The organism is Pumilibacter muris, from assembly GCF_943193045.1.
Lineage (GTDB): Bacteria > Bacillota > Clostridia > Christensenellales > Pumilibacteraceae > Pumilibacter > Pumilibacter muris.
The window spans coordinates 24065-50547 of record NZ_CALPCN010000007.1; the positions used below are offsets into that span (position 1 = coordinate 24065).

Consider the following 26483-nt stretch of genomic DNA (forward strand, 5'->3'; position numbering starts at 1 on the left):
CCGATATGACGGAAAGAGCGCGTTTTATAAAGCTTACAAAACGCAAGCCGCCGTTATAATAACGGTTAAAATTCCCACAGCGGCAGTAACCGACGAATACACTGTTACAATGCGGTTCTCGTGTATTCCTTTGCGCTCGAAATGATGGTGAAGCGGAGCCATTAAGAATATTCGTTTTTTTGTAGCCTTAAAGCTTACCACCTGCAATATTACCGAAAGACTTGTTGCCACAAACATAACGCCTATAATGGGAGCAACAAGCTCAAGTCCGCTCATAACGGTAAGGCAGCCGAAACCGCCGCCGAGCGCGAGCGCGCCCGTATCGCCCATAAACACCTTAGCGGGATAGCAGTTGTAGCATAAAAAGCCGCACAACGCTCCCATAAGCACGCCGCAGTAAAGCACTAAATTTCCGAACTCGCTTTCCACAGCGCCGTCGCCCGACGCATACGCCGCGAAAGCTATTATAATAGCGAAAAAGAAAAGATACGAAACCGACACTTTACCCGCAAGCCCGTCAAGTCCGTCGGTAAGATTTACCGAATTGGTAAAAGCCAAAAACACAAGCATAAAAAGCGGAATAGCCGCCATGCCCAAATCGAGTTCTTTAAGAGTGAAAGGCGCGTATATCACGCTTCCCACAAGCGAATTGTTATAGGCGAACACCGACACTATAACGGCGATAAGAAGCTGAAACACGATTTTTTGAAGCGGACTCAATCCTTTGTTCTGCTTAAAAAACACTTTTATAAAATCGTCTATAAAACCTATTATGCCGTAGCCGAGAGTTACGAAAAGCGTTACGAGCATAAGGGTGTTGTCTTTATTGGAAAAAACGGGACAACAGATAGACAGCGCAATCATAACGCCTATGCCGCCCATAGTGGGAGTTCCGCTCTTGCTTATATGGTTGTCCACATACGAAAGTATGGTTTGCCGCACTTTAAGCCGTTTGCCGAGCATAATAACAAGAGGCATAACCGCAACGCAAATTGCGAATGCGACCAAAGTTGCAATAAGTATTTTAATCATTCGCGCTCCCGTTTTGCAACAAGCTCATAATATATTCCTCGTCGTTGTATTCGTATTTAACGCCTTTTATTTCTTGATAGCGTTCGGCGCCCTTTCCCGCCACAAGCACAATATCGCCGCTTTCCGCCGTATCGAGCGCAAGCCTAAGCGCTTTTTTTCTGTCAGGTTCGGTAAACACGCTGCCGCGTTTATTTTCGGGCACTCCCTCGAAAGTGTCGGCAATAATGTCGGACGGCTCTTCGTAGCGCGGGTTGTCGCTCGTTATAACAGTTAAGTCGCTAAGTTCCGACGCCACTTTCCCCATCATTTTCCGTTTGCTTCTGTCGCGGTTTCCGCCGCAACCGAACACGGTTATAATACGGGCGGGAGCAAATTCTCTTACCGACGTTATTATATTCCAAAGTCCGTCATCGGTATGCGCGAAATCTATTATTACGCTGAATTTCGACGTGTTTATAACGTTATACCGCCCGTCCACCCGTTTCAACGAACGTATTCCGTGCAATATTTCCGCAAAGCCCACACCCGCAAGTTTTGCCATAGCTGCGGCGCAAAGAGTGTTATACATATTGAATCTTCCGGGCAACGCAAACTTAACTTCCCCTATATCGTCGGAAAGATTTATTATGTAGCTCAAACCTTCGGCGCTCATTTTCAAATCGATTCCGAATACGTCGGCGGGATTCATAGTGCCGTAACCGAGCACGGGAACGTCCGATTCTCGCAACAACTTCTGCCCAAGAGCATCGTCCGCGTTTACTGCGGCGCATTTGCAAACTCCGTTATGAAACAACTTTTCTTTGGCGCGGGCATAGCTTTCCATGTCGCCGAAATAATCGAGGTGGTCTTGCGAAAGGTTGGTAAAGCCTGCGACGTCAAATTCTATTCCGCAAATTTTATCGAGGGCGAGAGCGTGCGCCGAAACCTCCATAACAACGCTTGTAACTCCGCAATCTTTCATTTTGCGCAAAGCGGCGTTAAGTTCCACAGGGTCGGGCGTTGTAAGAGTTGCGCTCTCGCTGTGCCCGCAATACCTTATACAGTTAGTTCCGATTAGCCCTACCTCTTCGCCAGCCTCGCGCAATATTTCGGCAAGAACATACGAAGTCGTGGTTTTTCCGTTAGTACCAGTTATACCGAACATTTTAAGCCCGCGCGACGGGTTGCCGTAAAAAGCCGAAGCCGCTTCGGCAAAAGCCGCGCGCGTGTTCGGCACTATAATCTGAGGGCAATCCGCGTCGGTTTTTCTCTCGCACACAACCGCCGACGCTCCCAACCTCGCAGCTTCCGACGCGAAATCGTGCCCGTCGCTTTTACTGCCTGCAAGACAGAAAAACAAACTGCCGACTTTCGCTTTGTCGGCTTCATGACAAAGCGTTGTTATTTCTATGTCGCCGTATTCGACGGCGCAATTTTTTATAAGAATCTTTAATTTCATATTTTTTACCGATGCGTTCTCCGCTTTTGATTTACGTTTGTTTTTGCAATTATTCGGTTCTAATCAACACCACGTCGCCCTTAGGAATGCGTGTGCCCGGAACGGGCACGCAAGACGCGACAGACGAACCTTCGCCGTCCGACTCGAACAACAGCCCGCGCTCCGACAACCTTTTGGAAGCCTCTTCCGGGCTCAAGCCGAGCACGTCGGGCATATTTACCCATTCTACTACGGTATCCGTTTGAGACGGTTTAAGCCCCGTGTAATCGAATATTTTTTTGAACACCTCGCCCGCATACGGCGCCGCCACCAAGCTCCCGTAATACATATATCCGCCCGGCTCGTCTACAATCATAGCCAAAACGTAGCGCGGGTTTTCTACGGGCGCAAACCCCACGAAACTCGAAACGTATTTTCCTTGCGCAATGTGTCCGTTCTCGTATTTTTGAGCGGTGCCCGTTTTGCCCCCTATTCTGTAGCCCGCAACTCCCGCCTTGTGTCCGCCGCCCTCGCTCACAACTTTTTCAAGCATATTTCGGAGCTTTTCCGACGTGCTCGGCGAAATCGCTTTTCTCACCTCTTTCGGTTGACGCTCGTATATCAACTTGCCGCTGTAATCATTTACCTGCGACACAAAATACGGCTCGTACAAAGTTCCGCCGTTTACAGCCGCCGAAACTGCGGTTACAAGTTGTAACGGAGTTACGGCAACCGCCTGCCCGAACCCTATTCGAGCAAGGTCAACCGTTTTAACGGCGGACTGTTGCATCAAAAGCCCTCTGCTTTCTCCGTAGAAATCCACGTTGGTTTTGCTTCCGAAACCGAAATTGCGTATTCCGTCGTAAAGCTTGTCGGTTCCCAAGCGCAACGCCAAATCCATAAACACGCAGTTGCAGCTGTTTTTCACGCCTTCGCCCAAATCCTGCGAACCGTGCCCTATGCTTCGCCAACATTTTATTCTTTGACCGTCAACCTGCCGAGCGCCTCCGCAAAAGAATCTGTCGGAATCGCTTACCGCCCCGTTTTCCAAAGCTGTTGCGGTAGTGAAAATTTTAAACGTGGAACCGGGCTCGTACACGTCTACAATCATCTTGTTTTTGCTGAGCGCGTTTAGCATATTGAGGTCGTCTCTCGGCGGCTCGTTCAAATCGAAGCCGGGCGCGCTCGCCATTGCCACTACGCCGCCCGTGTTGCAATCCATAACTATCATAGAAGCGCCTTTCGCGTTATGCTCCGACAAAGCGTTCGACACCGCAGTTTCCGCAAACGACTGAATATTCATATCGAGCGACAAAGTTAAATCGCAACCGGGAATCGCGGGAACGTATTTGGTAACGTTATTTTCAAGCTCATGCCCTTTAATATCGGTGGCGGTGTAAGCAAAGCCGTCCACCCCTTTAAGATACTCGTCGTAATATCCTTCGAGCCCGTTTTGCCCAACGTTGTCTATGTTGGTAAAACCGAGAATTTGCGAAAGATAGTTAGAAGCGGGATAATACCTTTTCGAATCGAGAGTAAAATACACCCCGTCGAGATTTTGCGCAAGAATGGCTTCGGCAACGTTTTTCTCAACAGCACGCTTAATTGTGATTTCGCTCACGCGCGACGAGCTTATTTTTTCCAAAAGCTTATCGTACACTAAATTTAAATGCCCGGATAGAGCCGCCGCAACCGCCTGCTTATCGGTTACCGCGTTGGGGCGAACGTAGACGCTGTATACCTCTCTGTTGTCGGCAAGCACCGAACCTGTGGAATCCAAAATTTTTCCGCGAGGCGCGGCAAGTGGCAAATCGCGGTACCATTGCTCTGCGGCGCGCGACTGCAAATCCTTTCTTGCAACAAGCTGCAAATACCCTAATCTTCCGAATAAGACGCAAAATAAAAAGGTTATCGATATTATAAGTATCAATAACCTCTTTCGCGTTGTAACAGTGCTGTTCGGTACGTTATTCAATTTAAAGAATTTATCCTCCGATGATTTTACTCAGAAAGTCGCAAAACTTGTCAAACCAATTTGTTCTTCCTTCGTATTTCACCGGTTCGGTAGTGGGAATAAGCTGCACTTCGGCGGGCAATTTTATTTTTTCCATTCCTTCGCCCACAGCCGCGCCCACAATTCTATCGGGGTCTGTAAGGCGGGCGATTTCGGAATTTTGCTCGATTATGCGAGCGTTCTTAACGGTTATTTCGTTTTCGAGCGCCGAAGCCTGCGCGTTTATATTGCTTACCGCAAGACCCGTAGCTATTACCATAACCGCCAAAATCACTACTACTGCTGCGTATATCAAGAGCGCCGCTTTTGTTTTACCCGAAAGCTTCGCTTTGTCGCGCGGGCGGGATTTCTCTTCCTCTTTTTCCGCTTCGCGCAATTCGGGTTGTCCGTATGCGCGTGTGCGTATGCTCGGCATTAAATCCTCTTTCTTACGCCGCGACTTTGTATAGCTCGGAGTAGCTACGGGGTTTTGCATAAAACCTGTGGTGCCCGCGTAATCTTGCCTTGTGGAATATTCTATAACCGAAGGCTGTTGCGTTACTGCGGCGCGAGGCTGTTCCCTATTAACCGCGTTTTGCTCCGAATACGGCGCCGCATACGTTCTTCCGCCCGAATAATTCGACATATCGGAATACGTCGGCGTTGCGGAAAACGAAGGCTCGTCCGTGTTCACGCGAAAATCGAATCTTCTATCCGAATCGGTTAAAGGAGCGTTCTCCAAATTTTCGTCAAAAGTAATTTTTTGAGAGGGTTGAATTGCATAACCGCCGAATCTGTCTTGCTCGGTAGTAATTCTTCTTTTCGCAGTTATCATATCTTTATGCTCCTTTTGCACGGTTTATGCTTTAAAAAAAGCGTCGTTTTGAGTTTCTTAAAGTTTTTCCGCAACTCTCAGAGTCGCGCTTTTGCATCTCGAATTTCGAGCGGTTTCTTCCGCCGACGGCTTGTACTTTCCTATAAGTTTTACGCTCGCCTTATGGTTACAAACGCATACGGGAAGCGACTTATCGCAAACGCAGTCTACCGAAAGAGTTTTCAAAGTCTGTTTCACAATGCGGTCTTCAAGCGAATGAAAAGATATAACCGCTATTCGACCGCCGCTTTTCAGCTTGCTAACAATGTCGCAAATAGCTTCGCCCAAACCCGACAGTTCGTTGTTTACCTCTATTCGCAGAGCTTGAAAAGTTTTTTTCGCGGGATGTCCGCCTTTTTTCCCTTCGGGCACGCACGACTTAACTATTTCGGCAAGGCGTTTTGTTGTTTCTATCGGCGACTTGCTTCTCGCTTCAACAATAGAGCGGGCAATTTTTCGGGCGAACCGTTCTTCGCCGTAAGTGTAAATAATTCTCGACAATTCCTCTTCGGTATATTCGTTAACAACAGTCATTGCCGAAAGGTATTGGTCGCGGTCCATGCGCATATCGAGCAATCCGTTGCCACTATACGAAAACCCGCGAAGATTTTCGTCAACTTGATGCGACGATATTCCCAAATCGAGCACGGCGCCGTCCAAAGCTTCTATTTCGTTTGCCGAAAGCACTTCGAGCACGTTCTTGAAATTATCTTTCACAATGGTGTATTTGCCGTTGTAATCGGCGGTTTGCGAAAGCTTCATTCTCGAATAGTCTATTGCTTCCATGTCGCGGTCGGTCGCTATAACCCTGCCGCCTCTTCTAAGAATTTCTCCCGTGTGACCTCCGCCGCCGAGAGTGCCGTCGAAAAACAGTTTTCCTGTGCCCACTCGCAAGGCGTCTACGGTTTCGCACAACATAACGGGAACGTGATAATCACTCATCGCCGCAACCTTCTTCGATTTTATCGTCGGGTTCGGCTTCTCCTTTGGAGTATGCGTCCCAGCTTTCCTCGTCCCAAATCTCAACTCTGTTATATGCGCCGAGCGTCACAATGTTTTTGGTAAGCCCCGCATGTTCCATAAGACGTTGAGGAAGCAAAATTCTACCCGCTTTGTCCTCTTCGGCAACAAATCCGCTCGACGCCATAACGCGCACCGATTTACTGTCGTCGGTAAGAACGTTGAGAGTTCCGAATTCGGCGTCGAAAATTCGCGCCGCGTCCTTTTCGGGAAGAACAATAAGGCATTTATTCGGGCTGTTGCCGCCGCTTCGCGTTATAAACGGATGCTCGCCGAGCATAGCTTTGAGCTTGGGCGGAATGCGTATTCTGCCTTTTTCGTCTATTTGATGTCTGTACTCGCCGAAAAACATGCCTTAACCTCCTTACGCCTTAAAGACGGATTTTTTACGTTGCCGAACGCGCATATAAAGCGCTTTCGCCGTTACTAATATAGTATAGCACACATCTTTGCCCACTTGCAAACACTTTTGCCCATTTTATTGAATTTTTTTTGACTTTTTTTCAACATTTCTTCTTTCATTCCATTTTTTGAGGCTTAATTCGGAAATTCCGTTTTTAAGCTAAAAACAAAGCGAACGAAATACGAATAGCGCCGTGCGTTCGATAGAGTTGACTTTTTTCACTCAATGATTTATTATAATAAAGTACAAAAACGACGGCGGTAACTAATGAACTTAACAGACGTTTACAACGCGCAAAAACGACTACGCGGAATTACTCACCTTACTAACCTCGAACACTCGAACACCTTTTCTAAACTCGCCGAAGCCGAAATTTGGCTCAAATGCGAGAACAGACAAAAAACGGGCTCGTTCAAGGTTAGAGGCGCATACAATAAAATCAAGAAACTTTCGGAAGAAACGGACGCGTCTTGCGTTGTTGCGGCAAGCGCGGGCAACCACGCGCAAGGAGTGGCTTATGCGGCGCGCGAACTCGGGCTAAAAGCTTATATAGTTATGCCCCTTGCCACGCCTATAGCAAAAATAGCCGCAACCGAAAGCTACGGAGCAACGGTAGTGCTGAGCGGCGACTGCTACGACGATTCGTACAATGCGGCTCTCACTTTAACAAAAGAAAAGAACGCCGTGTTCGTGCACCCTTTCGACGACGAGGACGTTATTGCGGGGCAAGGCACCGTAGCGCTCGAACTTATAGAGCAAATGCCTAATCTCGACGCAATAATCGTTCCTGCGGGCGGAGGCGGTTTGTTTGCGGGAATAGCATACACTATTAAACAAATTAACCCTAAAATTAAAGTTATAGGCGTTCAGGGCGAACGCGCCGACGCCGTAAAACGTAGCTTCGAATTAAAAAAGCATGTGTCAACAAACAGCGTGTACACAATAGCCGACGGTATAGCCGTGAAAAATCCCGGAGTAATAACAACCGAGCTAATAAACAAATTTGCCGACGGAGTATACACCGTATCCGACGACGAAATAGCTTCAACTATAATACAGCTTATGGAACGTTCCAAACAAGTGGTGGAGCCTGCGGGCGCCACTCCCCTTGCTCTCGCACTGTCGAGAAAAGCGGCTTGCCTTAAAAACAAAAAAATCGCCTGCGTGCTGTCGGGCGGAAATATAGACGTAGGCTTTATTCACAAAATAATAGAAAAAGGTCTCGTTAGCAGAGGGCGGCAAATGAAGTTTTCCGTTGTGCTCACCGATAAACCGGGCAGTTTGGAAAACTTTTCGCGCATAATGAGCGCGCAACAAGCAAATATTATATCGGTTCAATACGACCGTATGAGCACAGAACTCAGCCTAAACGAAACAATTTTGCATATCGCCTGCGAAGTAAGCGGTTTCGAGCACGGAAAAAAGTTAATCGACGCAATCGAACAAAACGGATATCTTATTATTCCGAACAATCGAAGCGCGGTTGCAGCTAATAAAATTTAATAGAGGAATTCTTTATGAAAGACAAAAAGAGTAAGAAAAAAGACTCATTTAGAACTGTTGTGAGCACGCCGAACGCTCCAAAAGCGATAGGTCCGTATTCTCAGGGAATAGAGCTAAAAAAGCTGATATTTTTTTCGGGACAAATAGCAATAGACCCCGCTACGGGCGAACTGAGCGGCAAAGATTTTACAGCGCAAACCAAACAAGTGCTCAAAAACATAGACGCTTTACTTGCCTCTAAGGGGCTTACATCGGCAAACGTCGTTAAATCGACTATCTTTTTAACCGATATGTCTAAATTCGCCGAAGTGAACGCCGAATACGCAAACTATTTCAGCTTCGAGCCGCCCGCGCGCTCCTGCGTGGAAGTTTCGGCTTTGCCTATGGGCGCTCTCGTTGAAATAGAAATTATAGCAACTCTTTAAACTTTAATATTTAAAAGCCGTCCCCCGTATTAAGGGTGTATTTCATAGGGATTCAAGCAAGGACGATAGTCAGTCCTTGCATTTTTAGTACGGTTATGCTATAATGAAACTACTATAAACAGTAATTTAACGGAGATTTTAATATGCTTACAACAGAGCCAACTATTGAAATGATTCAGGAGTGGAAATGCATATATAACGAAAATCGTGATAAGTTGAAACCGAATCGGAAAAGCGGAGCAGAAATAAATGATTATTTTTGCAACAAATATCGTTTTGAAAAATTAGATTCTTTATCTTTTCATGATGTCGTAGAATTCAACATTATGGAAAATGAATCTAATAGAGAGAAACTACCGCAAGGTGCAGTACCGCAAATTGTTGCATATAAAGCTAAAGATTCATCTGTTTTAGTCGGGATTGATTTAGTTACGGGGTTTTTCCATATAGAAGGAAAAGATATTAATAGAGTGTCGGAAATTTACGATGACCTTTTTCTGTTCAGAGGATTAGACGAAATAGATATAAAAAATTATTTTTTAGTCGCACAATACATTCAGTGCTTGAATAACAAATTATCATAGTAACGATAAATTTCAATTTATCGTTATAATCTTTTATAAAGTATAGCGCACTATACTTCGCAAGCGAAGATAGTGCGCTATTTCTTAGCACACAAGGAAATCCCTATAACAGATACCCTTAGGGAGACGGCTTTTTATTTTATGTAAATAATCTGACGCTAAAATATTTCCACAAGTTTGTTCCCCACCAAATCGCACGAAGTCAAGTAATAGTCTATTCCTCCCATTTGCTTGTGCAAACACATTCTGCCGTGATTACCGTGCAAATGTCCGTACACGACGGCATTTACTCCGTATTCTTCAAACATACGGGTAAACGGCGACGGTTCGTGTCGGCTGTTAAAAGGCGGATAATGAATCATAGCCACAACTCTGTCGCCCTCTCCGCGCATTTTGCTCATAGCGGCAAGTGACAACGTAAAACGCTGCAATTCCCGCTCGTAAATTTTTTTGTCTTCGGCGGTTACTCCCCCTGAATTTTCCGGAGTAGTCCAACCTCTGCTTCCGCAAATCAATGTGTTTTCTATTCTCACGCAATCGTTTTGAACGGCAAAACCGCCGTTCCCCAAAGCGGAACGAACAGCTCCTATTGCTTTCCACCAATAGTCGTGATTGCCGCGTATAAAAACTTTTTTGCCCGGTAAATCGCACACCGTTTTAATATCGGGCAAAGCGTCGGGCAAACTCATAGCCCAACTAATGTCGCCCGCTATAAGCACGGTATCGTTTTCGGTAACTTTTTTAAGCCAATCGTCGGATATTTCCCGCATATAATTCGCCCACGAGCCGCCGAAAATATCCATAGGCTTAGGATTGTTGCCCGACAGGTGTAAATCGCTTATTGCGTAAACTTTCATTATATTATTATAACATTTTTACGCGACAAACGCAAGCGTTTGCTTTGCGGCTTTCACCCCTCGTTAGTGTTTTCGGTCTTTACACTTTTACGGAAATAGCGGGAGCGACAAAAATTCGTTGCAAATATCGCCGCAATCCACACATTCGGGATAAACGCAATTTCCGTATGTCGGCACGAGAATGTCGGCAATAACAATCACCTTTATAATAAGCACAAGGCAAGCGCTAACCGAAACGGCTTCGTTACTGATAAAACTGCCTATTCTGCTCACAAACGCCGAAAAAACTTCAATCGTATACGGCGCGATAGTAGGAGCGGGTACGCTAAGCACAACGTCGCGGTGAAGTCTCAAACTGCTTGTCGCGGTGTAAGCGTTCCCGTTAGCGTCAGTAAAAGTCACCAAAATAGGCACAACCACATCGCCCGATATTCGAGCTTTTCCATTTTCGAGAGAACTAACGCTCACGTTCTCAAACGCGGTGGCTCCGTAATTTACCGCCTCTACAAACGTGAACGGCGGCGTAGCCTGCGGAGGGATTCCCGCGAGTTCCAAAACGTACGACTGATTGTTGAAAACTTCTTTGCAACCGTCGAATACTCTTTTCACCTCTATGCACATTCTTTCGCACAGCCCCGCCGTAGGGCTTCCCGTTATAGCGCCCGCTCTCAACGTGTTAGCCATAAAAAAACCTCCCGCAATACATATAGCAATACTTATGCGCGAGAGGTTTCGTTTGACACAATTTTATTTTCGGCTAAATCTCCAAAACAGAGTCGAGAACAGCTTCTACGGCTTCTTTCCCCGTTCCGTTCAAACCCGAAAAAACTATAATATCGTCGCGCCCTACCGTAAGAGCCGTTGAAACGGTTTGCACGGCGGCGGAAATTTGCGACTTAGAAAGTTTATCGGCTTTCGTAGCAACGACCGTAAACGGAATATTATAGGCATACAAATATTTAAGCATTTGTTTATCGAGCACCGTAGGTTCGTGCCGCAAATCCACAAGAGCGAACACGCGCTTTAACTTTTCGGACGAACCCAAATATTCCTCTATTAGCTGCGCCCAACCTTTTCGCTCGGTTTTCGGAGCGGCGGCATAACCGTAACCCGGCAAATCGGCAAGAACAAGCGTGCCGCGATTTAAATCGAACAGATTTATAAGTCTTGTTCTTCCCGGAGTTACCGACGCTTTTGCAAGTTTTTTGCGCCCTGTCACGCAATTTATAAACGTGGATTTTCCTACGTTCGAACGCCCAACCACGCAAATTTCGGGGCAAGAATAGCGCGAGGACGCTTCTTTATATTTGGGCAAAGCCGCAATGCTCGTTATAAATTCGGCATTTGTAATTTTCATGCAAAACTCACACCAAAGCCGACGTGAAAACTTCGTCGATTGTTTCGGCGCAAAGTATTTTCACGTTCTTTTTTACTTCCGTCGGAAGTTCTTCGGCGTCTTTACGGTTTCCTTTTGGAATAATTATCGTTTTTACGCCCGCGCGGAACGCCGCCAACGATTTCTCTTTCAGTCCGCCTATGGGAAGCACTTTTCCGCGCAAAGTGATTTCTCCCGTCATAGCGACATTACGGTTCACCTTTCTGCCGCTAAGAGCGCTGAGAATGGCTGTTGCCATAGTTATGCCCGCGCTCGGTCCGTCTTTCGGCGTGGCGCCTTCGGGAACGTGAATGTGAATATCGTATTTCGTAAATTTATCGAGCGGAATCGCATACTGTTCGGCGCGCAAACGCACAAGAGTTAGCGCGGTGCGGCACGACTCTTTCATAACGTCGCCCAAACTTCCTGTGAGAATAATTTCGCCTTTTCCGTCGGGAATAACCGCCACTTCTATATTAAGCGTTACGCCGCCAACACTCGTCCAAGCAAGCCCTGTGGCAAGTCCCGTTTCGTCCGAATCGTTTTTACGTTCGTCGGTGAATTTAACAACTCCGAGATATTCTTTTAGGTCGGCTTTCGCAACATCGTAATGCCCTATATTGTCTTTGCCGTTTTCTACTACTTTCACCGCGATTTTGCGAATTACGGTTCCTATTTCGCGCTCTAAATTGCGCACCCCGCTCTCGCGCGTGTAACCCGCTATAATCTGCATTATAACCGAATCCGGAATAGTAACAACCTCTTCGCTCAGTCCGTTGGCGGCAAGCTGTTTCGGCACAAGATACCTTTTAGCTATTTCGAGCTTCTCCTCGTAAGTATATCCCGAAAGTTCTATAACCTCCATGCGGTCTAAAAGCGGCGCGGGTATCGTATCGAGACTGTTAGCGGTAGTCACAAACATTACTTTGCTAAGGTCGTACGGAACTTCTAGATAATGGTCTTTGAATGCGTTATTTTGGTTGGGGTCTAAAACTTCGAGCATGGCGGACGCGGGGTCGCCCCTGAAATCCGACGACATTTTGTCTATTTCGTCAAGCAAAAACACGGGGTTTATAACGTCGGCTTGTTTCATTCCGCTTATAATTCTGCCGGGAAGCGCGCCTATATAAGTGCGACGGTGTCCGCGTATTTCGGCTTCGTCGCGCACGCCGCCCAAACTCATGCTAACGAGTTTCCTTCCCGCCGCTCTCGCTATGCTCGACACAACCGACGTTTTACCTACGCCCGGAGGTCCTACAAAACACAATATGGGACCTTTAAGATTTTTGGTTAATTGATGAACCGCAAGGTATTCAACAATACGCTCTTTAACTTTTTCAAGCCCGTAATGGTCTTCGTCGAGAATATTGCGAGCGCGTTTAAGGTCAAGGTTATCGTCCGACTCTTCAGACCACGGCATATCGAGCAACCAATCAAGGTAAGTACGGCTTACTCCCGCTTCGGGCGAAGTGGGATTCATTTTGCTCATGCGCGCAAGCTCTTTGTCTATCTTGTTTTGAACCTCTTCGGGCAATTCCCGAGCCTTAGCCCTGCTGCGGTAATCTTCTATTTCGTCGGTGTCTTCGCCGAGTTCGTCGTGTATAGCCTTAATTTGTTCGCGCAAGTAATATTCGCGTTGGTTTTTATCGATATTCTCGCGCACCTTTATGCTTATTTTCTTTTCAACCGCCATTATTTCGCATTCGCGCACCATAACGGCGTATATGTCTTCGAGCTGACTGTATTCGTCGGGAGTTTCGAGCAACTTCTGCTTTTCCCCGTCCTCGCGGTATAAATGCGTTCCCATAAGCCCTATAAAAGATTTTGTGTCGTGTAAATCGAGACTGCGCATTGCGTCGGCGGGAAAATTCGTTTCGAGCTTTTTGTATTTTTCGAGTTGGTCGGCAAGACGTCTTTTCGCCGCCTCAACAAGAATAGGGTCGCTCGGGCGAGAAACAAACTCTTTTAAAACCACTTCGAAATAAGGCGTTATATTAGCGTAGCTTTCTATTTCCATACGCTTTATTCCGCTGACAAGCACTCTGAAACTGTCGTTGGGAAGCTTTGTGATTTGTTTGACGCGCGCCAAACAACCCACCCTGTAAATGTCTTTGGGAGCGGGATTAGCGGCGTTGTGCCGTCTTTGAGCCACGAGGAAAATATCTTGATTGCTTTCCACAGCTTTGTTCAGCGCCACAATAGACTTATCGCGTCCCAAATCGAAAACAACAGACTGACCGGGAAATACAACAAGTCCGCGAAGCACTATCATTTTTACCGACGGCTTAGGCGGAGGCATACCCGCCTTAGACGGTTCGTTAAAAGTCATTTCGTCCATACTCTAATTCTCCACACGGGGTCGATTCCCCTATGCTTTACTATTATATCACAAAGCGTAAAAAGTTACAAGCGGATTGCCGCCTTATTTTGCCGGTGAACGGCGTGTGAATAACACGGCATAAAATCATGCGACAAAAACCCGTCCTATTCCGCAAAAAAATCTTCTCCGCTCAAACGAACGAAGAAGATTATTTTTACATATTTTCTAATACCCGAGAACTAAAATCCGACTTTTGTTTAAGCCGAAGCTTTTTGTTCGTTTCGCAATATTTGCTCGGGCATATTTCCGTTTTGCACGCATTCGCGGTCTATAACCACCTTAACAATGCTTTTATCGGTGGGAACGCGATACATAATTTCAAGCATACAGTTTTCCACAATGGAACGCAAACCGCGAGCGCCTGTTTTAAGTTCAATTGCCTTTTCGGCTATTGCGGCTACGGCGTCGGGCGTAAACACAAGTTCCACACCGTCCATTTCCAAAAGCTTTTCGTATTGCTTGGTTAGCGCGTCGCGCGGTTTGGTGAGAATTTCCACCAAAGCGGCGTTGTCGAGGTCGTTGAGGCTAACGGTTACGGGAACTCTTCCCACAAATTCGGGTATTAGCCCGTATTGAATAAGGTCTTGCGGCTGAACGTCTTTAAACCACTGCGAAGTGTCTTTTTCCGTTTTCGACGCGATTTCGCCGCCGAAGCCGAGCGAAGCCGCGTTTGCCCGTTTGGAAATAATTTTATCGAGCCCTACAAAAGCGCCGCCGAAAATAAACAGTATATTCGTTGTGTCTATGGTTAGGCACTCTTGTTGCGGGTGCTTGCGCCCGCCCTGCGGAGGAACGCTCGCCACAGTGCTCTCTATAATTTTCAAAAGAGCCTGTTGCACGCCCTCGCCCGAAACGTCGCGCGTTATGCTAACGTTCTCGCTTTTGCGCGAAATCTTATCGATTTCGTCAACGTATATAATTCCGCGTTGCGCGCGTTCTATATCGTAGTCGGCGTTTTGAATGAGTTTTAACAACACGTTCTCAACGTCTTCGCCAACATAGCCCGCTTCCGTCAAAGTCGTGGCGTCGGCTACCGCGAAAGGAACGTCGAGAATCTTCGACAACGTTTGCGCTAAAAGTGTTTTGCCGCATCCCGTAGGACCCAACATAAGAATGTTGCTTTTTTTAAGCTCTATGTCGCGCTTGTTCGCTTTGCCCTTTCCTTTGGGATGAGCCGCGTTATAGTTTATACGCTTATAATGGTTATACACAGCCACGCTCAAAACGCGCTTCGCCATATCTTGCCCTATAATATACTCGTCGAGTTCTTTTTTGATTTGCTCGGGAGACGGCAATTTTACGGCTGTCGATTCGGCTGACTTTTTAACTCTGCTGGCAATTATCTCGTTGCAAATTCCTATGCAACCGTCGCATATCGACACGCCTGTGGGACCGGAAACAAGTTCCACCACCTCCGACTGCTTCTTGCCGCAAAACGCGCACTGAAGCTCTCTGTTCTTTTCGTTCAACATACCCTCCGATTCCGTTAAGCTCTCTTAACGAAAATCTTATCTATAAGCCCGTACTTGTGCGCCTCTTCGGCGGTCATGTAGTAATCGCGGTCTACGTCGCGCTCGATTTTTTCGAGCGGTTGCCCGCTGTTTTCCGACAAAATACGGTTCATCTTCTTTTTCGTTTTCAGAATGTGTTCCGCCTGAATGGCTATGTCGCTCGCCTGCCCTTGCGCTCCGCCCAAAGGTTGGTGAATCATAATTTCGCTGTTAGGCAACGCAAAACGTTTGCCCTTAGCGCCGCTACTCAAAAGAAAGGCGCCCATACTCGCCGCCATGCCGACGCATATTGTGCTAACGTCGCACTTAATATAGTTCATGGTGTCGTATATTCCCATTCCTGCGGTAACGCTTCCGCCCGGACTGTTTATATATAGGCTAATATCTTTGTCGGGGTCTTTGCCTTCAAGATGCAAGAGTTGCGCTATAATCAAATCGGCTGTTATGTCGTCTATTTCGCCCGTTAGGAAAACTATACGGTCTTCAAGCAAGCGGGAATAAATGTCATACGAGCGTTCGCCTCTGTTGGTTTGCTCCACTACCATAGGTACAAGACTGCTTTTAATCATAATACTATTTATATCCTCCCTACGATTTATTTATTCCGACGAAAATCAATCTTTTTTGTCGGCTGACTGTTTGGACGCGCTCTTTTTTGCCGCAGGCTTTTTCTCCGCGCCCGAATTCTGCTTTGCGGCGGTTTGCTTAGAAGCGGCAGTTTTGGCGGGCTTTTCGGCTTTGTCGGCTTTTTTCTCTTTCGCCGAGAAAACTGTTGCCGCCGCAAGCTCGTTCAAAGCTTTTTCAACTGTCATATCGCTTTTTATATGGGTAAGTTGGCGAGTCGAAAGAGTGCCTTTGTATTCTTCGGCGGTTTTGCCCATAGACGACGCTATTTCGCTCAAACGCGCATCGAGTTCCTCTTCCGTAGGCTCGATTTTATCGGTTTTTATAATTTGTTCCAACACAAGGCGGGTCTTAACGTTTTTCTCCGCTTCGGCTTTGCGGTCTTTCTTAAAGTCCTCGCGCGACGAATTTGTGTATTTGAAATAGTCGTCGAGCTTCATGCCGCGATACATTTGCGAAAAGCGGTATTCGAATTCCTGCAACATATATTCGAGCTCGTTTTCAATCATACATTCGGGAATTTCCACCGAAGCTTTTTCCACAATCGCATCGAGCATATTCGTTTTGTTCTCGTTGTCGGCTCTGCGCGTAGCGTTGTCGTTTAAGCGTTTACTCACGTCGGCGCGGTATTCTTCAACAGTTTCGAATTTCGTCGTGTCTTTCACGAATTCGTCGGTAAGTTCGGGCACTTCGCGGAATTTGATACCGTGCAAAGTAACCGCAAAAACAGCGTCTTTTCCTTTAAGGTCCTCAGCGTGATAATCGTCGGGGAATTTAACTTTAAGGTCTTTTTGTTCGCCTATTTTCATTCCCGCCACCTGTTCTTCAAATCCGGGAATAAACGATTTGCTTCCGAGCGTAAGCTCTTGCTTTTCGGCGGTGCCTCCGTTGAATTTAACGCCGTCAACCGAGCCGCTGTAATCTATTGTAACGGTGTCGCCGTCGCGCGCTTCACGGTCGGTAACTTCAATCATGCGGCTTTTCGCCTGACGCGAACGCATGATTTCGTCGTCTATATCTTTTTCGCTTACGGGATATTCGGCTTTGGGCACGGTAAGACCTTTGTATTCTCCGAGCGTAACTTCGGGTTTTACGGTTACTTCCACCGTAAAAGTAAGAGCGTCCTCTCCGAATTTCTCTATGTCTACCTTAGGTTCGTCAACAGGCTCCACGTCCTCGTTCTCTTTCAGAGCTGTAGCGTATGCCTTAGAAGCGCACGAATTGAACGCGTCGTCGAAAAACACGGTAGGACCGTATAAGCTTTCTATAAACTTACGGGGCGCTTTACCTCTGCGGAAACCCGAAATATTATATTTTCCTCTCGTCTTTATATAAGCGGAATTGATTTCCTCTTCCCATTCGCTCTGAGGCACCGAAAACAAGAATTTTACGCTGCCCTTTTGTCTTTCCGTTTTGTATTCCATGATAACCTCCAAAAAATCATACTTAAATATAATATCACAATCCGCTTAGCTTTGTCAAATTGTATTGACTAATTCGCCGAATATAGTTTATACTTAAAAGTAACTTGCCGAAAGGAGCAAAAACGATGCCTGCGGATTCCCTGCATATCAAACAAATAGCGATAGAGTTAAACGAACTTTTGCGAGGCGGCAGAATAGACAAACTCACCATGCCCGAGCCCGACGAAATAATTCTGCATATTCACGCAAAAGCAAATCATACGGTTGTAATGAGCGCCAACCCGTCGCTTCCTCGCGTTCACATAACTAAAAACGCGCCCAAAAACAATCCGCTCACAGCGCCCGCTTTTTTAATGCACCTGCGCAAACACATAGGCGGCGCTTCGATTACCGAAGTTACGGCGCATGACGGAGAACGTATTTTGATGTTTGCGCTAAAAGCGCGGAACGAGCTCGGTTACGAAGAGAAAAAAACTCTCATCTGCGAAATAATGGGCAAATATGCAAACATAATTCTTACAAATGCCGACGGCAAAATTTCGGAATGTATTAAGCACATATCGCCCGCAAGCAGCGAAAAGCGCCCGGTATTGCCCGGTCTTACCTATTCTTTTCCCCCTCCGCAAAACAAAATCAACATATTCGACGGTAGCGCGTTAAAGTCCGTTTTAAGTTCGTTCGATGGCGGCAACGCAGGCGGCTATATACTTGCGAACGCGGCGGGGCTTGCTCCCGCCACCGTAAACGCAATCACGGCGGCGGCATTGGGAGGTTTGTTTTTTAACGAACTTACAACAGAGCAAATAGAAAAACTTGCGGACGCGTTTAACCAAACGCGCATTTTGAAAAACGCGAAACCGTGTGTGCGCAAAGAAAGCGGCGTTAAATCGGATTTTTGGATTAAACCGTTCGAACAAGACGGAGAATACGAGTTTTTCAACAGTTTAAACGAAGCTATGGACGCTCACTTTTTTGCGCTCGACCGCGACAGACGGCTGTCGGAAAAGGCGCGAATCCCAAAAACGACGGTAAAAAACGCAATAGCGAGAACCGAAAAAAAGCTCAAACTTTTCCGCGAAAGAAAAGCCGAAGCGTCCGACGCCGAAACCGACAGACTTAACGGCGAATTGATTACCGCAAATATTTACCGTTTAAAACAAGGAATGAGTTCGTTCGAAGCCGAAAATTATTACGAAGAGCCGCCGCAAAAAATTACCGTTAAACTCGATTCAAGCAAATCGCCTCAGTATAACGCGCAAGCATATTTTAAAAAATACGCTAAAAAGAAAAAAACTCTTTCTATTGTGGAAGAGCAAATTGCCGAAGCGGTAGCCGACCTTGAATATTTCAATTCCATTTACGACAGTTTTTCGTTTACCGACGCCGAAGGGTTGGAAGAAATTACAGCGGAACTGTATGCGGCGAATCTTTTGCATGAGCCTAAGGGAAAACGCAAAAAAGAAAAACTTCTTTCCGGCGGAGAAATCGTTTTCGAAGGTTGTACCATACGTTGGGGAAAAACGAACTATCAAAACGACAGACTAACAAAAGCGGCGCGGGCGTCCGACACATGGCTTCACACTCAAAAAATTCACGGCAGCCACGTTATTGTGTCAGGCGAAAACGTAAGCGAGCGCGTTTTGGTTCGCGCGGCTCAAATAGCCGCATATTATTCGAAAGCGCGACTTGGCGAAAACGTGCCCGTTGATTACACGTTGAAAAAGTACGTCTCGAAACCGAAAGGCAGCCCTCCCGGAAAAGTAGTGTATACCGACTACAAAACGTTATTCGTCACCCCGCAAGACGAACGTTCTTAAATTAGCGCGAAGTTTGAGGTTTGCTTACCGTTTGCACAAGAGAGTTAAAAACGGCTTCTCTTTCTTTTTCGTTGCCGAAAGCAAGCAACTGTTTATAGGCGTTCAATATTTCTATTTTCTCTTGATTTGAGTTCAGCGTTGCTCCGCGCTCTCCGAGTTGCAACGTGCTTAACATTTGCATTTTGGTCTTTTCAGCCGTTAGCGCCGCCGTCATTCTCGTGCAAAGCTTTCGACTCAGCGTTATTATTGTGTCGAGCTCTTTATTGCCGAACATGCTCAAATATTTGTTGCCGCTGAAAATAAGGTGGTCGTAAAAAGTAAAACCGGTCATCATACAACACGCAACGACGCGCGCGGTAGTTTCCATGTCGGCATCCGAAAAACTCATAGTTCCGCCGGGATGATTATGCGAAAGAATTATTTTCTTAGCGCCGTTTCTGTCGGCAATTCTTAAAATCTTCATAACGTCTACGGCGGCGGAATCTACCATTCCTTCGGTAATTTCGTCCGTTTGAATTATTTCGTCGTTTACGTTCAACGACGTAACAAGCAAAATTTCTTTTGTTTGCCCTAAAAAGCGGGTATATAAATACCATGCCGCGCTTGCCGCCGTAGTCAGCCTTTCGGGTCGGTTATATCGGTTGTATTCGGCGCGTAAAACTACGGGAAGAATGTGAGCCAAAAGATGCGCCGTTTTTTCTCCCACGTCTTTAACGCGCACGAGCTCGTAATAGTCGGCGTGCAACACCGCCGACAGCGAACCGAATGTGCGGAGCAATTCTTTTGCAATGGCTTTCGTGTCTTTTCTCGCTATTGTGGCAAACAACAACCATTCAAGCATTTGATATTCGTTAAATCCCGCAAAATCGGGGTTTCGGTCTACCGACTCGCGCACACGTTCGCGGTGCCCTTCGGCACTCGGCGCATTAGCGCGTCTGTAAGTTCCGAGCAATTCTTCTATGTCGTTGCGTTCTTCCGCCATTCTTTTGTTCTCCCAAAATACCGTTCTTTGTTTTTGTATTAAAAAAGGCGCTCCCAAAAACGAAAGCGCCGCTTTGTTATACTAATTTTTAAACAAGCGCGTAAATAAAGCCGAAAAGCGCAAGCGCGAAAATCAATCCCATAATTACGGTGTTTATTATCGCGTTTTTATATTCGGGCGAACGGCGATTGATTTTGCTGCAAAGAACGCGCACACTGCGATATAGCGCAAGAAGCGTAGCCACAATATAAATTCCCAGCCCTACCGCTATAACAATATTGCTAACGAAAATGCCCACCAAAAGCACAATCGCGCCGCCGAGCATTAGAAAGTCGCATATTTGACGCACTCCGAAGTTCGAAAAATACGCTTGAATAAAATTACGTTTTTTTGCTTTTACCGCCATGTTAAAAATCTCCGTCGTTTTTTATTTAGTATGCTCAAGTTTTTTATTACAAATCCAAAGAATGTAACAAAACGGTTTACCATTTAACCAAAGGCGTAACACCGAGCACATAGAACACTACAACCAAAATTACCGCTATTATCCAAAGAACAAACCAAGTTTGCCCATGCAAGCGCGCTTCGTAATACGAATACCAACACAGAGCAATCATACCTATGGCTATGGCAATATTTTTAATCCAATTACCGATTGCGGCAAACGGCTCGAAAAAGCCGAGCACCACGCCTATGGCTATTCCAAGCCCCATAAGCATAACCGCCACAAACGACAACACTTTGCAAAGCTTAGGCACAGTGTAAACTCTTGTTTGAGTGGTCTTTTTTGTTTGTTTCGACATTTTTATTTCCTCCGAAATAATTTATTTTAAGCCCCTGCTACCGGGTTTTACTACCGGAATTTTTCCCTCGCGGCATAGCGGGCATTCGTCCGCTTCATAGCTTTTAACTTCCATAGAAAGAAGAGCTCTGTACGGCACTCCGAAATCAACTTTTCCGCCGCTACGGTCTACAACCGACGCAACCGCCGTAACTTCGGCGCCAGCCGCACGGCAAAGCTCTATAACCTCTTTCACCGAACCGCCGGTAGTAACAACGTCTTCAACCACGATTACGCGCATACCTTTTTCGAGCGCGAAGCCGCGTCTTAAAGTCATGCCGCCGCCCTCGCGTTCCGCAAAAAAGTTTTTCACGCCGAGCTGACGAGCCACTTCGTAGCCCATTATAATGCCGCCCACTGCGGGAGACACCACCGCGTCCGCTTTAAACTCTTTAAGCTGTTCGGAAAGAGCTCCGCACAAATATGCACTTTCTTCGGGATGTACGAAAAGCTTAGCGCACTGCATGTATGTGTCGGAATGGCGTCCGCTCGTTAAAAGAAAGTGACCGTGCAATATTCCTTCGGTCTTTTTAAACACTTCCAATATCTGCTCGTTAGTAAGTTTCATTGCTTTCCTTTGCGCGGTTGCTAAATTTTGAGCGAACCCGTAATTTCACGCACACTATTTATACTACACCTTTTCATAAGATTTGTCAACTCATTGATTAGGTTTAACCCCGCAGTAGGGTCGAAAATATTTGCGGAACCTATTTGAACGGCCGAAGCGCCGGCCACCAAAAATTCCATTATATCGTCGGCAGTAACTATTCCGCCCATTCCGACAACGGGAATTTTAACCGCTTTGCGGGTTTCATAAACCATTTTAAGAGCAATGGGTTTTATTGCGGGACCGCTTAGTCCGCCGCAAACGTTAGCCAAAATCGGCTTTCTGCTTTTCCAATCGATTGCCATTCCGCTCACGGTGTTTATAAGCGACAAACAGTCGGCGCCGCCGTTTTCCGCCGCTCTCGCGTTGTCGGATATATTCGCAACGTTAGGCGAAAGTTTTACCATAAGCGGCTTTGAGCAATGTTTTTTAACAGCCGCCGTAATTTTTTCAACACTTTCCGGCAATACGCCGAACGCCATGCCGCCCGCTTTAACGTTTGGACAACTTATGTTGAGTTCAACCATTTTAACGCAGTCGAGCGCGCTCGCTCTTTCAACCGTATAGCAATAATCCTCTTCGGTTTTTCCGGCTACGTTTGCTATAACTACGGTGCCGAGAGTATTCAAAAACGGCACATCTTCTTTAATAAAGCCCTCTATGCCCGGATTTTGAAGTCCCACGCTGTTGAGCATTCCCATAGGGGTTTCCGCAACGCGCGGCGAAGGGTTGCCCTCTCTGCGCTCTTTCGTTATACCTTTTGTGCAAATGCCGCCGAGTAAATTTATATCGTAGAATTCCGCATATTCTTTGCCGAACCCGAAAGTGCCGCTTGCCGTAATTACGGGATTTTTAAATTTTACGCCGCAAATTTCAACCGAAGTATCGGGCGTTATATTTTTTGTATCAGTCATAGCAACACATCCTCCAACCTAAACACGGGGCCGTCTACGCAAGCCCGCTTGTGCACTATGCTTCCGTCTTTTTCTTTCACCGCGCAAGCGCAAACAAGGCAAGCGCCCACTCCGCACCCCATTCGCGTTTCACCCGACATATACGCGGGTATCTTGGTATCCGCCGAAAGACGCGCCGCCGCTTTTAACATGGGAGTATTTCCGCAAGTTAAAATAACGTCGGGCTTAATCTTTTCTATGTCTTGGCGTAAAACGTCTGTAACGTACCCTTTTCTCCCCGCGCTTCCGTCGTCGGTGCATACGGTTACCGAACCGAATTTTGCGAATTCGTCTTTAAACATTACCGCGCGCTCGGTTGAAAAACCTATGTAAGAAACATATTCTTTATCGGGATACGTCAGAGGCACCGACACGAGCGGGGCGCATCCCACTCCGCCGCCGAGCAACAAAATCTTTTTATGTTCGGCGCCGAGAGTAAAACCGTTGCCTATGGGCAACACTGCCAAAACCTCGTCGCCCTCTTTCATCTCCGCCATACGCCTTGTTCCGCCGCCCACTACCGCAACTATGAGAGTTACCGAATAATCGTCGTATTTATAAAGGCAGAACGGTCGGCGCAACAAAAATTCGCCCCCGACTTTAATATGCAAAAACTGCCCGCAGTGCATTTGCGGCAATTTTTCGGCGGAAGAGAATTCAAATTCGAGCACCCCCTCCGCAAGAGTTTTCTTTCGTTTTAACTTTAATCTTACGTCTTTCATATCAGTTCGCTTTGCCCGCCTTTTTAAGAGCGCTGTAAAGAGCTTCGCGCATGTCTATAACAGCTCGCTCCGCAGCCTGAGCAAAGTCGAGCCCCTTATATATTTCGTTCTTATACGCGCAAATAATGCCGCGAGAATTGTTCACTATTCCGCCGAGCCCTCTTCCGTCGAAACATACGGTTAATCCGTCGGCGCTGCCGCCCTGCGCGCCGTAGCCCGGAATCAAGAAAAACAGCGACGGAAATTCTTTTCTTACCTTTTCGGCTTGCGCGGGATGAGTCGCGCCTATTACGGCGCCTACGTCGGAATATCCGTATTTTCCGATTAGTCCGTGTCCGCAGTCGGCAACAAGCCTTGCCATATTTTCGTAAAGCGTTTCGCCGTTGTCAAGTTTTTTATCTTGCAATTCGCCGCTTGACGGATTAGAGGTTTTAACGAGCGCGAAAATTCCTTTGTTCCGTTTTTCGCAATCGGCAATAAACGGCTTTAAGCCGTCGGAACCAAGATAGCCGTTCACCGTTAAAAAATCAGATTCGAACGGAGTAAATTCTTTGTCGTTTATTTTAACGCTCCCCAAATAGGCGGCGCTGTAACACGAAGCGGTGGAACCTATGTCGTTACGCTTGCAATCCGCAATAGTAATAAGTCCGCTTTGCTTGGCGGCTTTGAGCGTGGATTCAAACGCTTTAAGCCCCGCTATTCCGTACATTTCATAGTACGCAATCTGCACTTTTACTGCGGGCACAAGTTTGCGGATACGTTCTATAAGCGTAAGGTTAAATTCCGTTATAGCTTTTCCCGCGTCGTCGAGAGTTTTGCACCTTTTCTTTTCGTTTTCGGGCAAATAATCGAACGACGTATCAAGCCCTACTGCCGTCGGATTGTTCAATTCCCGTATTCTGTCTATTAAAGCGTCAATCATAACTTTTAATCTCCTTTTCTATTCCGTCAACTATAACGGCGGTAACTGCGCCGCGCAATTTCCATCCGCCGAACAAACTGTTCTTTCCCTTAGACACAGATTTAGAGCTGTCGAAAATATAACTTTTATCGGGGTCTACAACCGTAATATCGGCGCGCTCCCCCTCTTTCAGCGTTCCCGAACCTATTCCGAGTATTTTTGCGGGATTCGAGCTCATAAGCTTGCTAAGTTTCACAAGGTCAATATAGTCGGGCTCAACAAGATATGTGTACGCAAGCGAAAACGCGGTTTCGAATCCTGCGGTGCCGAACGGAGCAAGGTTAAATTCAAGATTTTTTTCGTCGGCATGGTGCGGCGCGTGGTCGGTTGCTATCGCGTCGATTGTGCCGTCTTTCAGCCCTTCTATTATTGCCTCGACGTCTTGTTGCGTGCGTAGCGGCGGGTTTATTTTCGCGTTGGTGTTGTAATTAAGTATTTCGTCGTCGGTAGCCGAAAAATAATGCGGGCAAGTTTCGCAAGTAACCTTAACGCCGCGCGCTTTCGCTTGCCGCACAAGCTCCACGCTGCCTTTCGTGCTGACGTGCGCAATATGAATTTTGGCGTTCAAACTTTCGGCAATAAGAATATCGCGCGACACCATGCACTCTTCGGAAGCTCGAGTAATTCCCCTAAGCCCCGATATTGTGGCGTTAAGCCCTTCGTTCACAACTCCGCCGGCCGCAAGCTCCTTGTCTTCGCAATGGCTTATTATAAGCGCATCGTGGCTCGCGGCGTATTCGAGAGCAAGACGCATAATATTCGCGTTTTCCACAGGTCTGCCGTCGTCGGAAAATGCGACCGCTCCCGCCTCTTTCATAAACCCCATTTCGGTTATTTCTTTGCCTTGCTGACCTTTGGTAACGCAACCTATAGGAAAAACTTTGGCGTTATCGACTTCGGTCGCGCGCGTGCAAACGTATTTAATAAGTGCGGCGTTATCGAGCGGCGGATTAGTGTTCGGCATACACGCGACCGACGTAAAACCGCCGCGTAGCGCCGCCGCCGTACCGCTTTTTATATCCTCTTTATATTCCTGACCGGGCTCGCGCAAATGGCAATGCATGTCCACAAAGCCGGGAAGCACTATTTTGCCGTCCGCGTCTATAATCTTATCGGCAGCGCAATCTATGTCTTTGCCGATTTTCACGATTTTGCTTCCTTCAACATAAATATCGGCGCGCTCAAGCGAATCGCCTATAACTACGGTACCGTTTTTTATTAGCATATTCATAATAAACGTTAAGCCTCCGAACTACTTTTCTTTTGGACGCGTGAGCAAGAACAGCACCGCCATTCGCACCGCGACTCCGTTAGTCACCTGTCGCAAAATATACGACTGCTCGCCGTCCGCGACGTCGCTACTAAGCTCGAGCCCGCGATTTACGGGGCCGGGATGAAGCAAAATCGCATTACCGTCGGCGCGCATAAGTCTCGACGAATTTATGCCGTAATAAGCGTTATATTCCGCTACGCTCGGGAAAAGTCCCGCCTGTTGGCGTTCGAGCTGAAGCCTCAGCCCCATAACAACGTTGGCGTCCCGTATGCAGTCGTCAAGGTTATAGCTAACCGACACTCCCATTTCGTCTATGCAAGACGGCAACAACGTTTTCGGTGCGCATACAGTTACGCAAGCGCCCAACTTATTCAGTCCCCAAATATTGCTGCGAGCTACGCGCGAATGTTTTATGTCGCCCGCGATAACAACTTTCAGCCCGTTTAAAGAACCGAATTTTTCTTTCATTGTGTAAATGTCGAGCAACGCCTGCGTGGGGTGTTCGTTTGTTCCGTCGCCCGCGTTAATAACGCTTGCCTTAACGTTTTTTGCAAGCAGATGAGGAGCGCCCGACATTGAATGACGAACGATAATCACGTCGGTTAAAAGCGCGTCGAGGTTTTTTCCGGTGTCTATCAGCGTTTCCCCTTTTGTTACGCTCGACGTTTGAGCCGATATAGACGAAGTGTTGGCTCCCATTATTTTAGCCGCAGTTTCGAACGATGTGCGCGTGCGCGTGCTGTTTTCGTAAAACAGAGTTGCAACGCTTTTGCCTTGCAAATGCGGTGTTTTTTTTACGTTTTGGTCGAGAATTTTTCTCATCTGTTCGGCTGTGGAAAGAATTTCTTCGAGTTCCTCCACAGTCAGGTCTTTAAGCCCCAACAGGTCTTTTCTTTTCAACATTG

At 46.9% G+C, this 26483-nt stretch carries 26 protein-coding genes; 4 read left to right on the forward strand and 22 right to left on the reverse strand.

The annotated features are described in order from the left end of the window. Nucleotides 1–33 precede the first annotated feature (33 nt). From mraY to NFR62_RS08350, 6 genes are all read right to left on the reverse strand, one after another. A complete protein-coding gene (gene mraY / locus NFR62_RS08325) occupies nt 34–1032 on the reverse strand; it encodes a phospho-N-acetylmuramoyl-pentapeptide-transferase (protein ID WP_251617342.1) in 999 nt (332 codons plus the stop codon). After that, nucleotides 1025–2470, reverse strand: a complete 1446-nt coding sequence (locus tag NFR62_RS08330) for a UDP-N-acetylmuramoyl-L-alanyl-D-glutamate--2,6-diaminopimelate ligase (RefSeq protein ID WP_251617343.1) — start codon at nt 2468–2470, stop codon at nt 1025–1027. Before NFR62_RS08330 ends, mraY begins: the two co-directional genes overlap by 8 nt. 49 nt (nt 2471–2519) lie before the next feature. Continuing rightward, on the reverse strand, nt 2520–4319 hold the full coding sequence (locus NFR62_RS08335) for a penicillin-binding transpeptidase domain-containing protein (protein WP_251617344.1): 1800 nt from the start codon (nt 4317–4319) through the stop codon (nt 2520–2522). 115 nt (nt 4320–4434) lie between these two features. Beyond that, a complete protein-coding gene (locus tag NFR62_RS08340; RefSeq protein WP_251617346.1) occupies nt 4435–5277 on the reverse strand; it encodes a hypothetical protein in 843 nt (280 codons plus the stop codon). Between the two features lie 57 nt (nt 5278–5334). After that, nucleotides 5335–6258, reverse strand: coding sequence for a 16S rRNA (cytosine(1402)-N(4))-methyltransferase RsmH (rsmH, locus tag NFR62_RS08345; RefSeq protein WP_251617349.1), 924 nt, complete (start codon nt 6256–6258; stop codon nt 5335–5337). Then, complete coding sequence (locus NFR62_RS08350; RefSeq protein WP_251617351.1) at nt 6251–6688, reverse strand: division/cell wall cluster transcriptional repressor MraZ; 438 nt, start codon at nt 6686–6688, stop codon at nt 6251–6253. Before NFR62_RS08350 ends, rsmH begins: the two co-directional genes overlap by 8 nt. 318 nt (nt 6689–7006) lie before the next feature. Between NFR62_RS08350 and ilvA the strand changes: the two genes are divergently transcribed. The 3 genes from ilvA (at nt 7007) to NFR62_RS08365 (ending at nt 9251) form a co-directional block, all read left to right on the forward strand. After that, a complete protein-coding gene (gene ilvA, locus NFR62_RS08355) occupies nt 7007–8242 on the forward strand; it encodes a threonine ammonia-lyase (RefSeq protein WP_251617352.1) in 1236 nt (411 codons plus the stop codon). Nucleotides 8243–8256: 14 nt separating this feature from the next. Further along, a complete protein-coding gene (locus NFR62_RS08360) occupies nt 8257–8667 on the forward strand; it encodes a RidA family protein (RefSeq protein ID WP_251617359.1) in 411 nt (136 codons plus the stop codon). Between the two features lie 143 nt (nt 8668–8810). Next, on the forward strand, nt 8811–9251 hold the full coding sequence (locus NFR62_RS08365) for a hypothetical protein (RefSeq protein WP_251617361.1): 441 nt from the start codon (nt 8811–8813) through the stop codon (nt 9249–9251). 158 nt (nt 9252–9409) lie between these two features. Here NFR62_RS08365 and NFR62_RS08370 read toward each other — a convergent pair whose 3' ends face one another. The 7 genes from NFR62_RS08370 to tig form a co-directional block, all read right to left on the reverse strand. After that, nucleotides 9410–10108: a metallophosphoesterase gene (locus NFR62_RS08370; RefSeq protein ID WP_251617363.1), complete on the reverse strand. Its 699-nt coding sequence runs from the start codon at nt 10106–10108 to the stop codon at nt 9410–9412. 87 nt (nt 10109–10195) lie between these two features. Then, nucleotides 10196–10792 (reverse strand): hypothetical protein, encoded by a 597-nt coding sequence (locus tag NFR62_RS08375; protein ID WP_251617365.1) that lies wholly within the window; start codon nt 10790–10792, stop codon nt 10196–10198. Nucleotides 10793–10865: 73 nt separating this feature from the next. Then, nucleotides 10866–11465, reverse strand: a complete 600-nt coding sequence (yihA, locus tag NFR62_RS08380) for a ribosome biogenesis GTP-binding protein YihA/YsxC (RefSeq protein ID WP_251617370.1) — start codon at nt 11463–11465, stop codon at nt 10866–10868. Nucleotides 11466–11472: 7 nt separating this feature from the next. Continuing rightward, complete coding sequence (gene lon / locus NFR62_RS08385; protein WP_251617371.1) at nt 11473–13821, reverse strand: endopeptidase La; 2349 nt, start codon at nt 13819–13821, stop codon at nt 11473–11475. A gap of 239 nt (nt 13822–14060) precedes the next feature. After that, nucleotides 14061–15335, reverse strand: coding sequence for an ATP-dependent Clp protease ATP-binding subunit ClpX (gene clpX, locus NFR62_RS08390; protein ID WP_251617372.1), 1275 nt, complete (start codon nt 15333–15335; stop codon nt 14061–14063). 14 nt (nt 15336–15349) lie between these two features. Beyond that, nucleotides 15350–15943, reverse strand: coding sequence for an ATP-dependent Clp endopeptidase proteolytic subunit ClpP (clpP, locus tag NFR62_RS08395; protein WP_251617373.1), 594 nt, complete (start codon nt 15941–15943; stop codon nt 15350–15352). Nucleotides 15944–15988: 45 nt separating this feature from the next. Continuing rightward, complete coding sequence (tig, locus tag NFR62_RS08400) at nt 15989–17422, reverse strand: trigger factor (RefSeq protein WP_251617375.1); 1434 nt, start codon at nt 17420–17422, stop codon at nt 15989–15991. 125 nt (nt 17423–17547) lie between these two features. On the opposite strand from tig, the gene NFR62_RS08405 reads away from it, so the two are divergent. After that, a complete protein-coding gene (locus NFR62_RS08405; protein ID WP_251617377.1) occupies nt 17548–19239 on the forward strand; it encodes an Rqc2 family fibronectin-binding protein in 1692 nt (563 codons plus the stop codon). A gap of 1 nt (nt 19240) precedes the next feature. Here the strand turns inward: NFR62_RS08405 and NFR62_RS08410 are convergent, their stop codons facing one another. The 9 genes from NFR62_RS08410 to NFR62_RS08450 all read right to left on the reverse strand — a co-directional run bounded on the left by NFR62_RS08410 (nt 19241) and on the right by NFR62_RS08450 (nt 26481). Then, the gene (locus NFR62_RS08410) at nt 19241–20221 is read right to left on the reverse strand and encodes a JAB domain-containing protein (RefSeq protein ID WP_251617379.1); all 981 of its coding nucleotides are present in this window, start codon (nt 20219–20221) and stop codon (nt 19241–19243) included. 88 nt (nt 20222–20309) lie between these two features. Beyond that, the gene (locus NFR62_RS08415) at nt 20310–20627 is read right to left on the reverse strand and encodes a hypothetical protein (protein ID WP_251617380.1); all 318 of its coding nucleotides are present in this window, start codon (nt 20625–20627) and stop codon (nt 20310–20312) included. Nucleotides 20628–20703: 76 nt separating this feature from the next. Continuing rightward, complete coding sequence (locus NFR62_RS08420; protein ID WP_251617382.1) at nt 20704–21024, reverse strand: hypothetical protein; 321 nt, start codon at nt 21022–21024, stop codon at nt 20704–20706. Nucleotides 21025–21045: 21 nt separating this feature from the next. Next, complete coding sequence (gene pyrE, locus NFR62_RS08425; protein WP_251617385.1) at nt 21046–21630, reverse strand: orotate phosphoribosyltransferase; 585 nt, start codon at nt 21628–21630, stop codon at nt 21046–21048. Between the two features lie 20 nt (nt 21631–21650). After that, on the reverse strand, nt 21651–22583 hold the full coding sequence (locus NFR62_RS08430) for a dihydroorotate dehydrogenase (protein WP_251617387.1): 933 nt from the start codon (nt 22581–22583) through the stop codon (nt 21651–21653). After that, a complete protein-coding gene (locus tag NFR62_RS08435) occupies nt 22580–23344 on the reverse strand; it encodes a dihydroorotate dehydrogenase electron transfer subunit (RefSeq protein ID WP_251617389.1) in 765 nt (254 codons plus the stop codon). Before NFR62_RS08435 ends, NFR62_RS08430 begins: the two co-directional genes overlap by 4 nt. A 1-nt stretch (nt 23345) precedes the next feature. Continuing rightward, the gene (gene pyrF / locus NFR62_RS08440; RefSeq protein ID WP_251617391.1) at nt 23346–24266 is read right to left on the reverse strand and encodes an orotidine-5'-phosphate decarboxylase; all 921 of its coding nucleotides are present in this window, start codon (nt 24264–24266) and stop codon (nt 23346–23348) included. Continuing rightward, nucleotides 24259–25536 carry a dihydroorotase gene (locus NFR62_RS08445; RefSeq protein WP_251617393.1) on the reverse strand — a complete coding sequence of 426 codons (1278 nt, stop codon included), beginning with the start codon at nt 25534–25536 and terminating at the stop codon, nt 24259–24261. Before NFR62_RS08445 ends, pyrF begins: the two co-directional genes overlap by 8 nt. Before the next feature lie 21 nt (nt 25537–25557). Beyond that, a complete protein-coding gene (locus NFR62_RS08450) occupies nt 25558–26481 on the reverse strand; it encodes an aspartate carbamoyltransferase catalytic subunit (RefSeq protein WP_251617396.1) in 924 nt (307 codons plus the stop codon). Nucleotides 26482–26483 lie beyond the last annotated feature (2 nt).

Coding starts and splice junctions, on each gene's coding strand:
- NFR62_RS08365 (WP_251617361.1), top strand. CDS start 8,811: ATGCTTACAACAGAGCCAACTATTGAAATGATTCAGGAGTGGAAATGC.
- rsmH (WP_251617349.1), bottom strand. CDS start 6,258: ATGAGTGATTATCACGTTCCCGTTATGTTGTGCGAAACCGTAGACGCC.
- ilvA (WP_251617352.1), top strand. CDS start 7,007: ATGAACTTAACAGACGTTTACAACGCGCAAAAACGACTACGCGGAATT.
- NFR62_RS08375 (WP_251617365.1), bottom strand. CDS start 10,792: ATGGCTAACACGTTGAGAGCGGGCGCTATAACGGGAAGCCCTACGGCG.
- pyrE (WP_251617385.1), bottom strand. CDS start 21,630: ATGAAACTTACTAACGAGCAGATATTGGAAGTGTTTAAAAAGACCGAA.
- NFR62_RS08340 (WP_251617346.1), bottom strand. CDS start 5,277: ATGATAACTGCGAAAAGAAGAATTACTACCGAGCAAGACAGATTCGGC.
- lon (WP_251617371.1), bottom strand. CDS start 13,821: ATGGACGAAATGACTTTTAACGAACCGTCTAAGGCGGGTATGCCTCCG.
- clpP (WP_251617373.1), bottom strand. CDS start 15,943: ATGATTAAAAGCAGTCTTGTACCTATGGTAGTGGAGCAAACCAACAGA.
- NFR62_RS08360 (WP_251617359.1), top strand. CDS start 8,257: ATGAAAGACAAAAAGAGTAAGAAAAAAGACTCATTTAGAACTGTTGTG.
- NFR62_RS08415 (WP_251617380.1), bottom strand. CDS start 20,627: ATGGCGGTAAAAGCAAAAAAACGTAATTTTATTCAAGCGTATTTTTCG.
- mraY (WP_251617342.1), bottom strand. CDS start 1,032: ATGATTAAAATACTTATTGCAACTTTGGTCGCATTCGCAATTTGCGTT.
- NFR62_RS08445 (WP_251617393.1), bottom strand. CDS start 25,536: ATGAATATGCTAATAAAAAACGGTACCGTAGTTATAGGCGATTCGCTT.
- NFR62_RS08350 (WP_251617351.1), bottom strand. CDS start 6,688: ATGTTTTTCGGCGAGTACAGACATCAAATAGACGAAAAAGGCAGAATA.
- yihA (WP_251617370.1), bottom strand. CDS start 11,465: ATGAAAATTACAAATGCCGAATTTATAACGAGCATTGCGGCTTTGCCC.
- tig (WP_251617375.1), bottom strand. CDS start 17,422: ATGGAATACAAAACGGAAAGACAAAAGGGCAGCGTAAAATTCTTGTTT.
- NFR62_RS08450 (WP_251617396.1), bottom strand. CDS start 26,481: ATGTTGAAAAGAAAAGACCTGTTGGGGCTTAAAGACCTGACTGTGGAG.
- NFR62_RS08420 (WP_251617382.1), bottom strand. CDS start 21,024: ATGTCGAAACAAACAAAAAAGACCACTCAAACAAGAGTTTACACTGTG.
- NFR62_RS08330 (WP_251617343.1), bottom strand. CDS start 2,470: ATGAAATTAAAGATTCTTATAAAAAATTGCGCCGTCGAATACGGCGAC.
- NFR62_RS08410 (WP_251617379.1), bottom strand. CDS start 20,221: ATGGCGGAAGAACGCAACGACATAGAAGAATTGCTCGGAACTTACAGA.
- NFR62_RS08370 (WP_251617363.1), bottom strand. CDS start 10,108: ATGAAAGTTTACGCAATAAGCGATTTACACCTGTCGGGCAACAATCCT.
- NFR62_RS08430 (WP_251617387.1), bottom strand. CDS start 22,583: ATGACTGATACAAAAAATATAACGCCCGATACTTCGGTTGAAATTTGC.
- pyrF (WP_251617391.1), bottom strand. CDS start 24,266: ATGATTGACGCTTTAATAGACAGAATACGGGAATTGAACAATCCGACG.
- clpX (WP_251617372.1), bottom strand. CDS start 15,335: ATGTTGAACGAAAAGAACAGAGAGCTTCAGTGCGCGTTTTGCGGCAAG.
- NFR62_RS08435 (WP_251617389.1), bottom strand. CDS start 23,344: ATGAAAGACGTAAGATTAAAGTTAAAACGAAAGAAAACTCTTGCGGAG.
- NFR62_RS08405 (WP_251617377.1), top strand. CDS start 17,548: ATGCCTGCGGATTCCCTGCATATCAAACAAATAGCGATAGAGTTAAAC.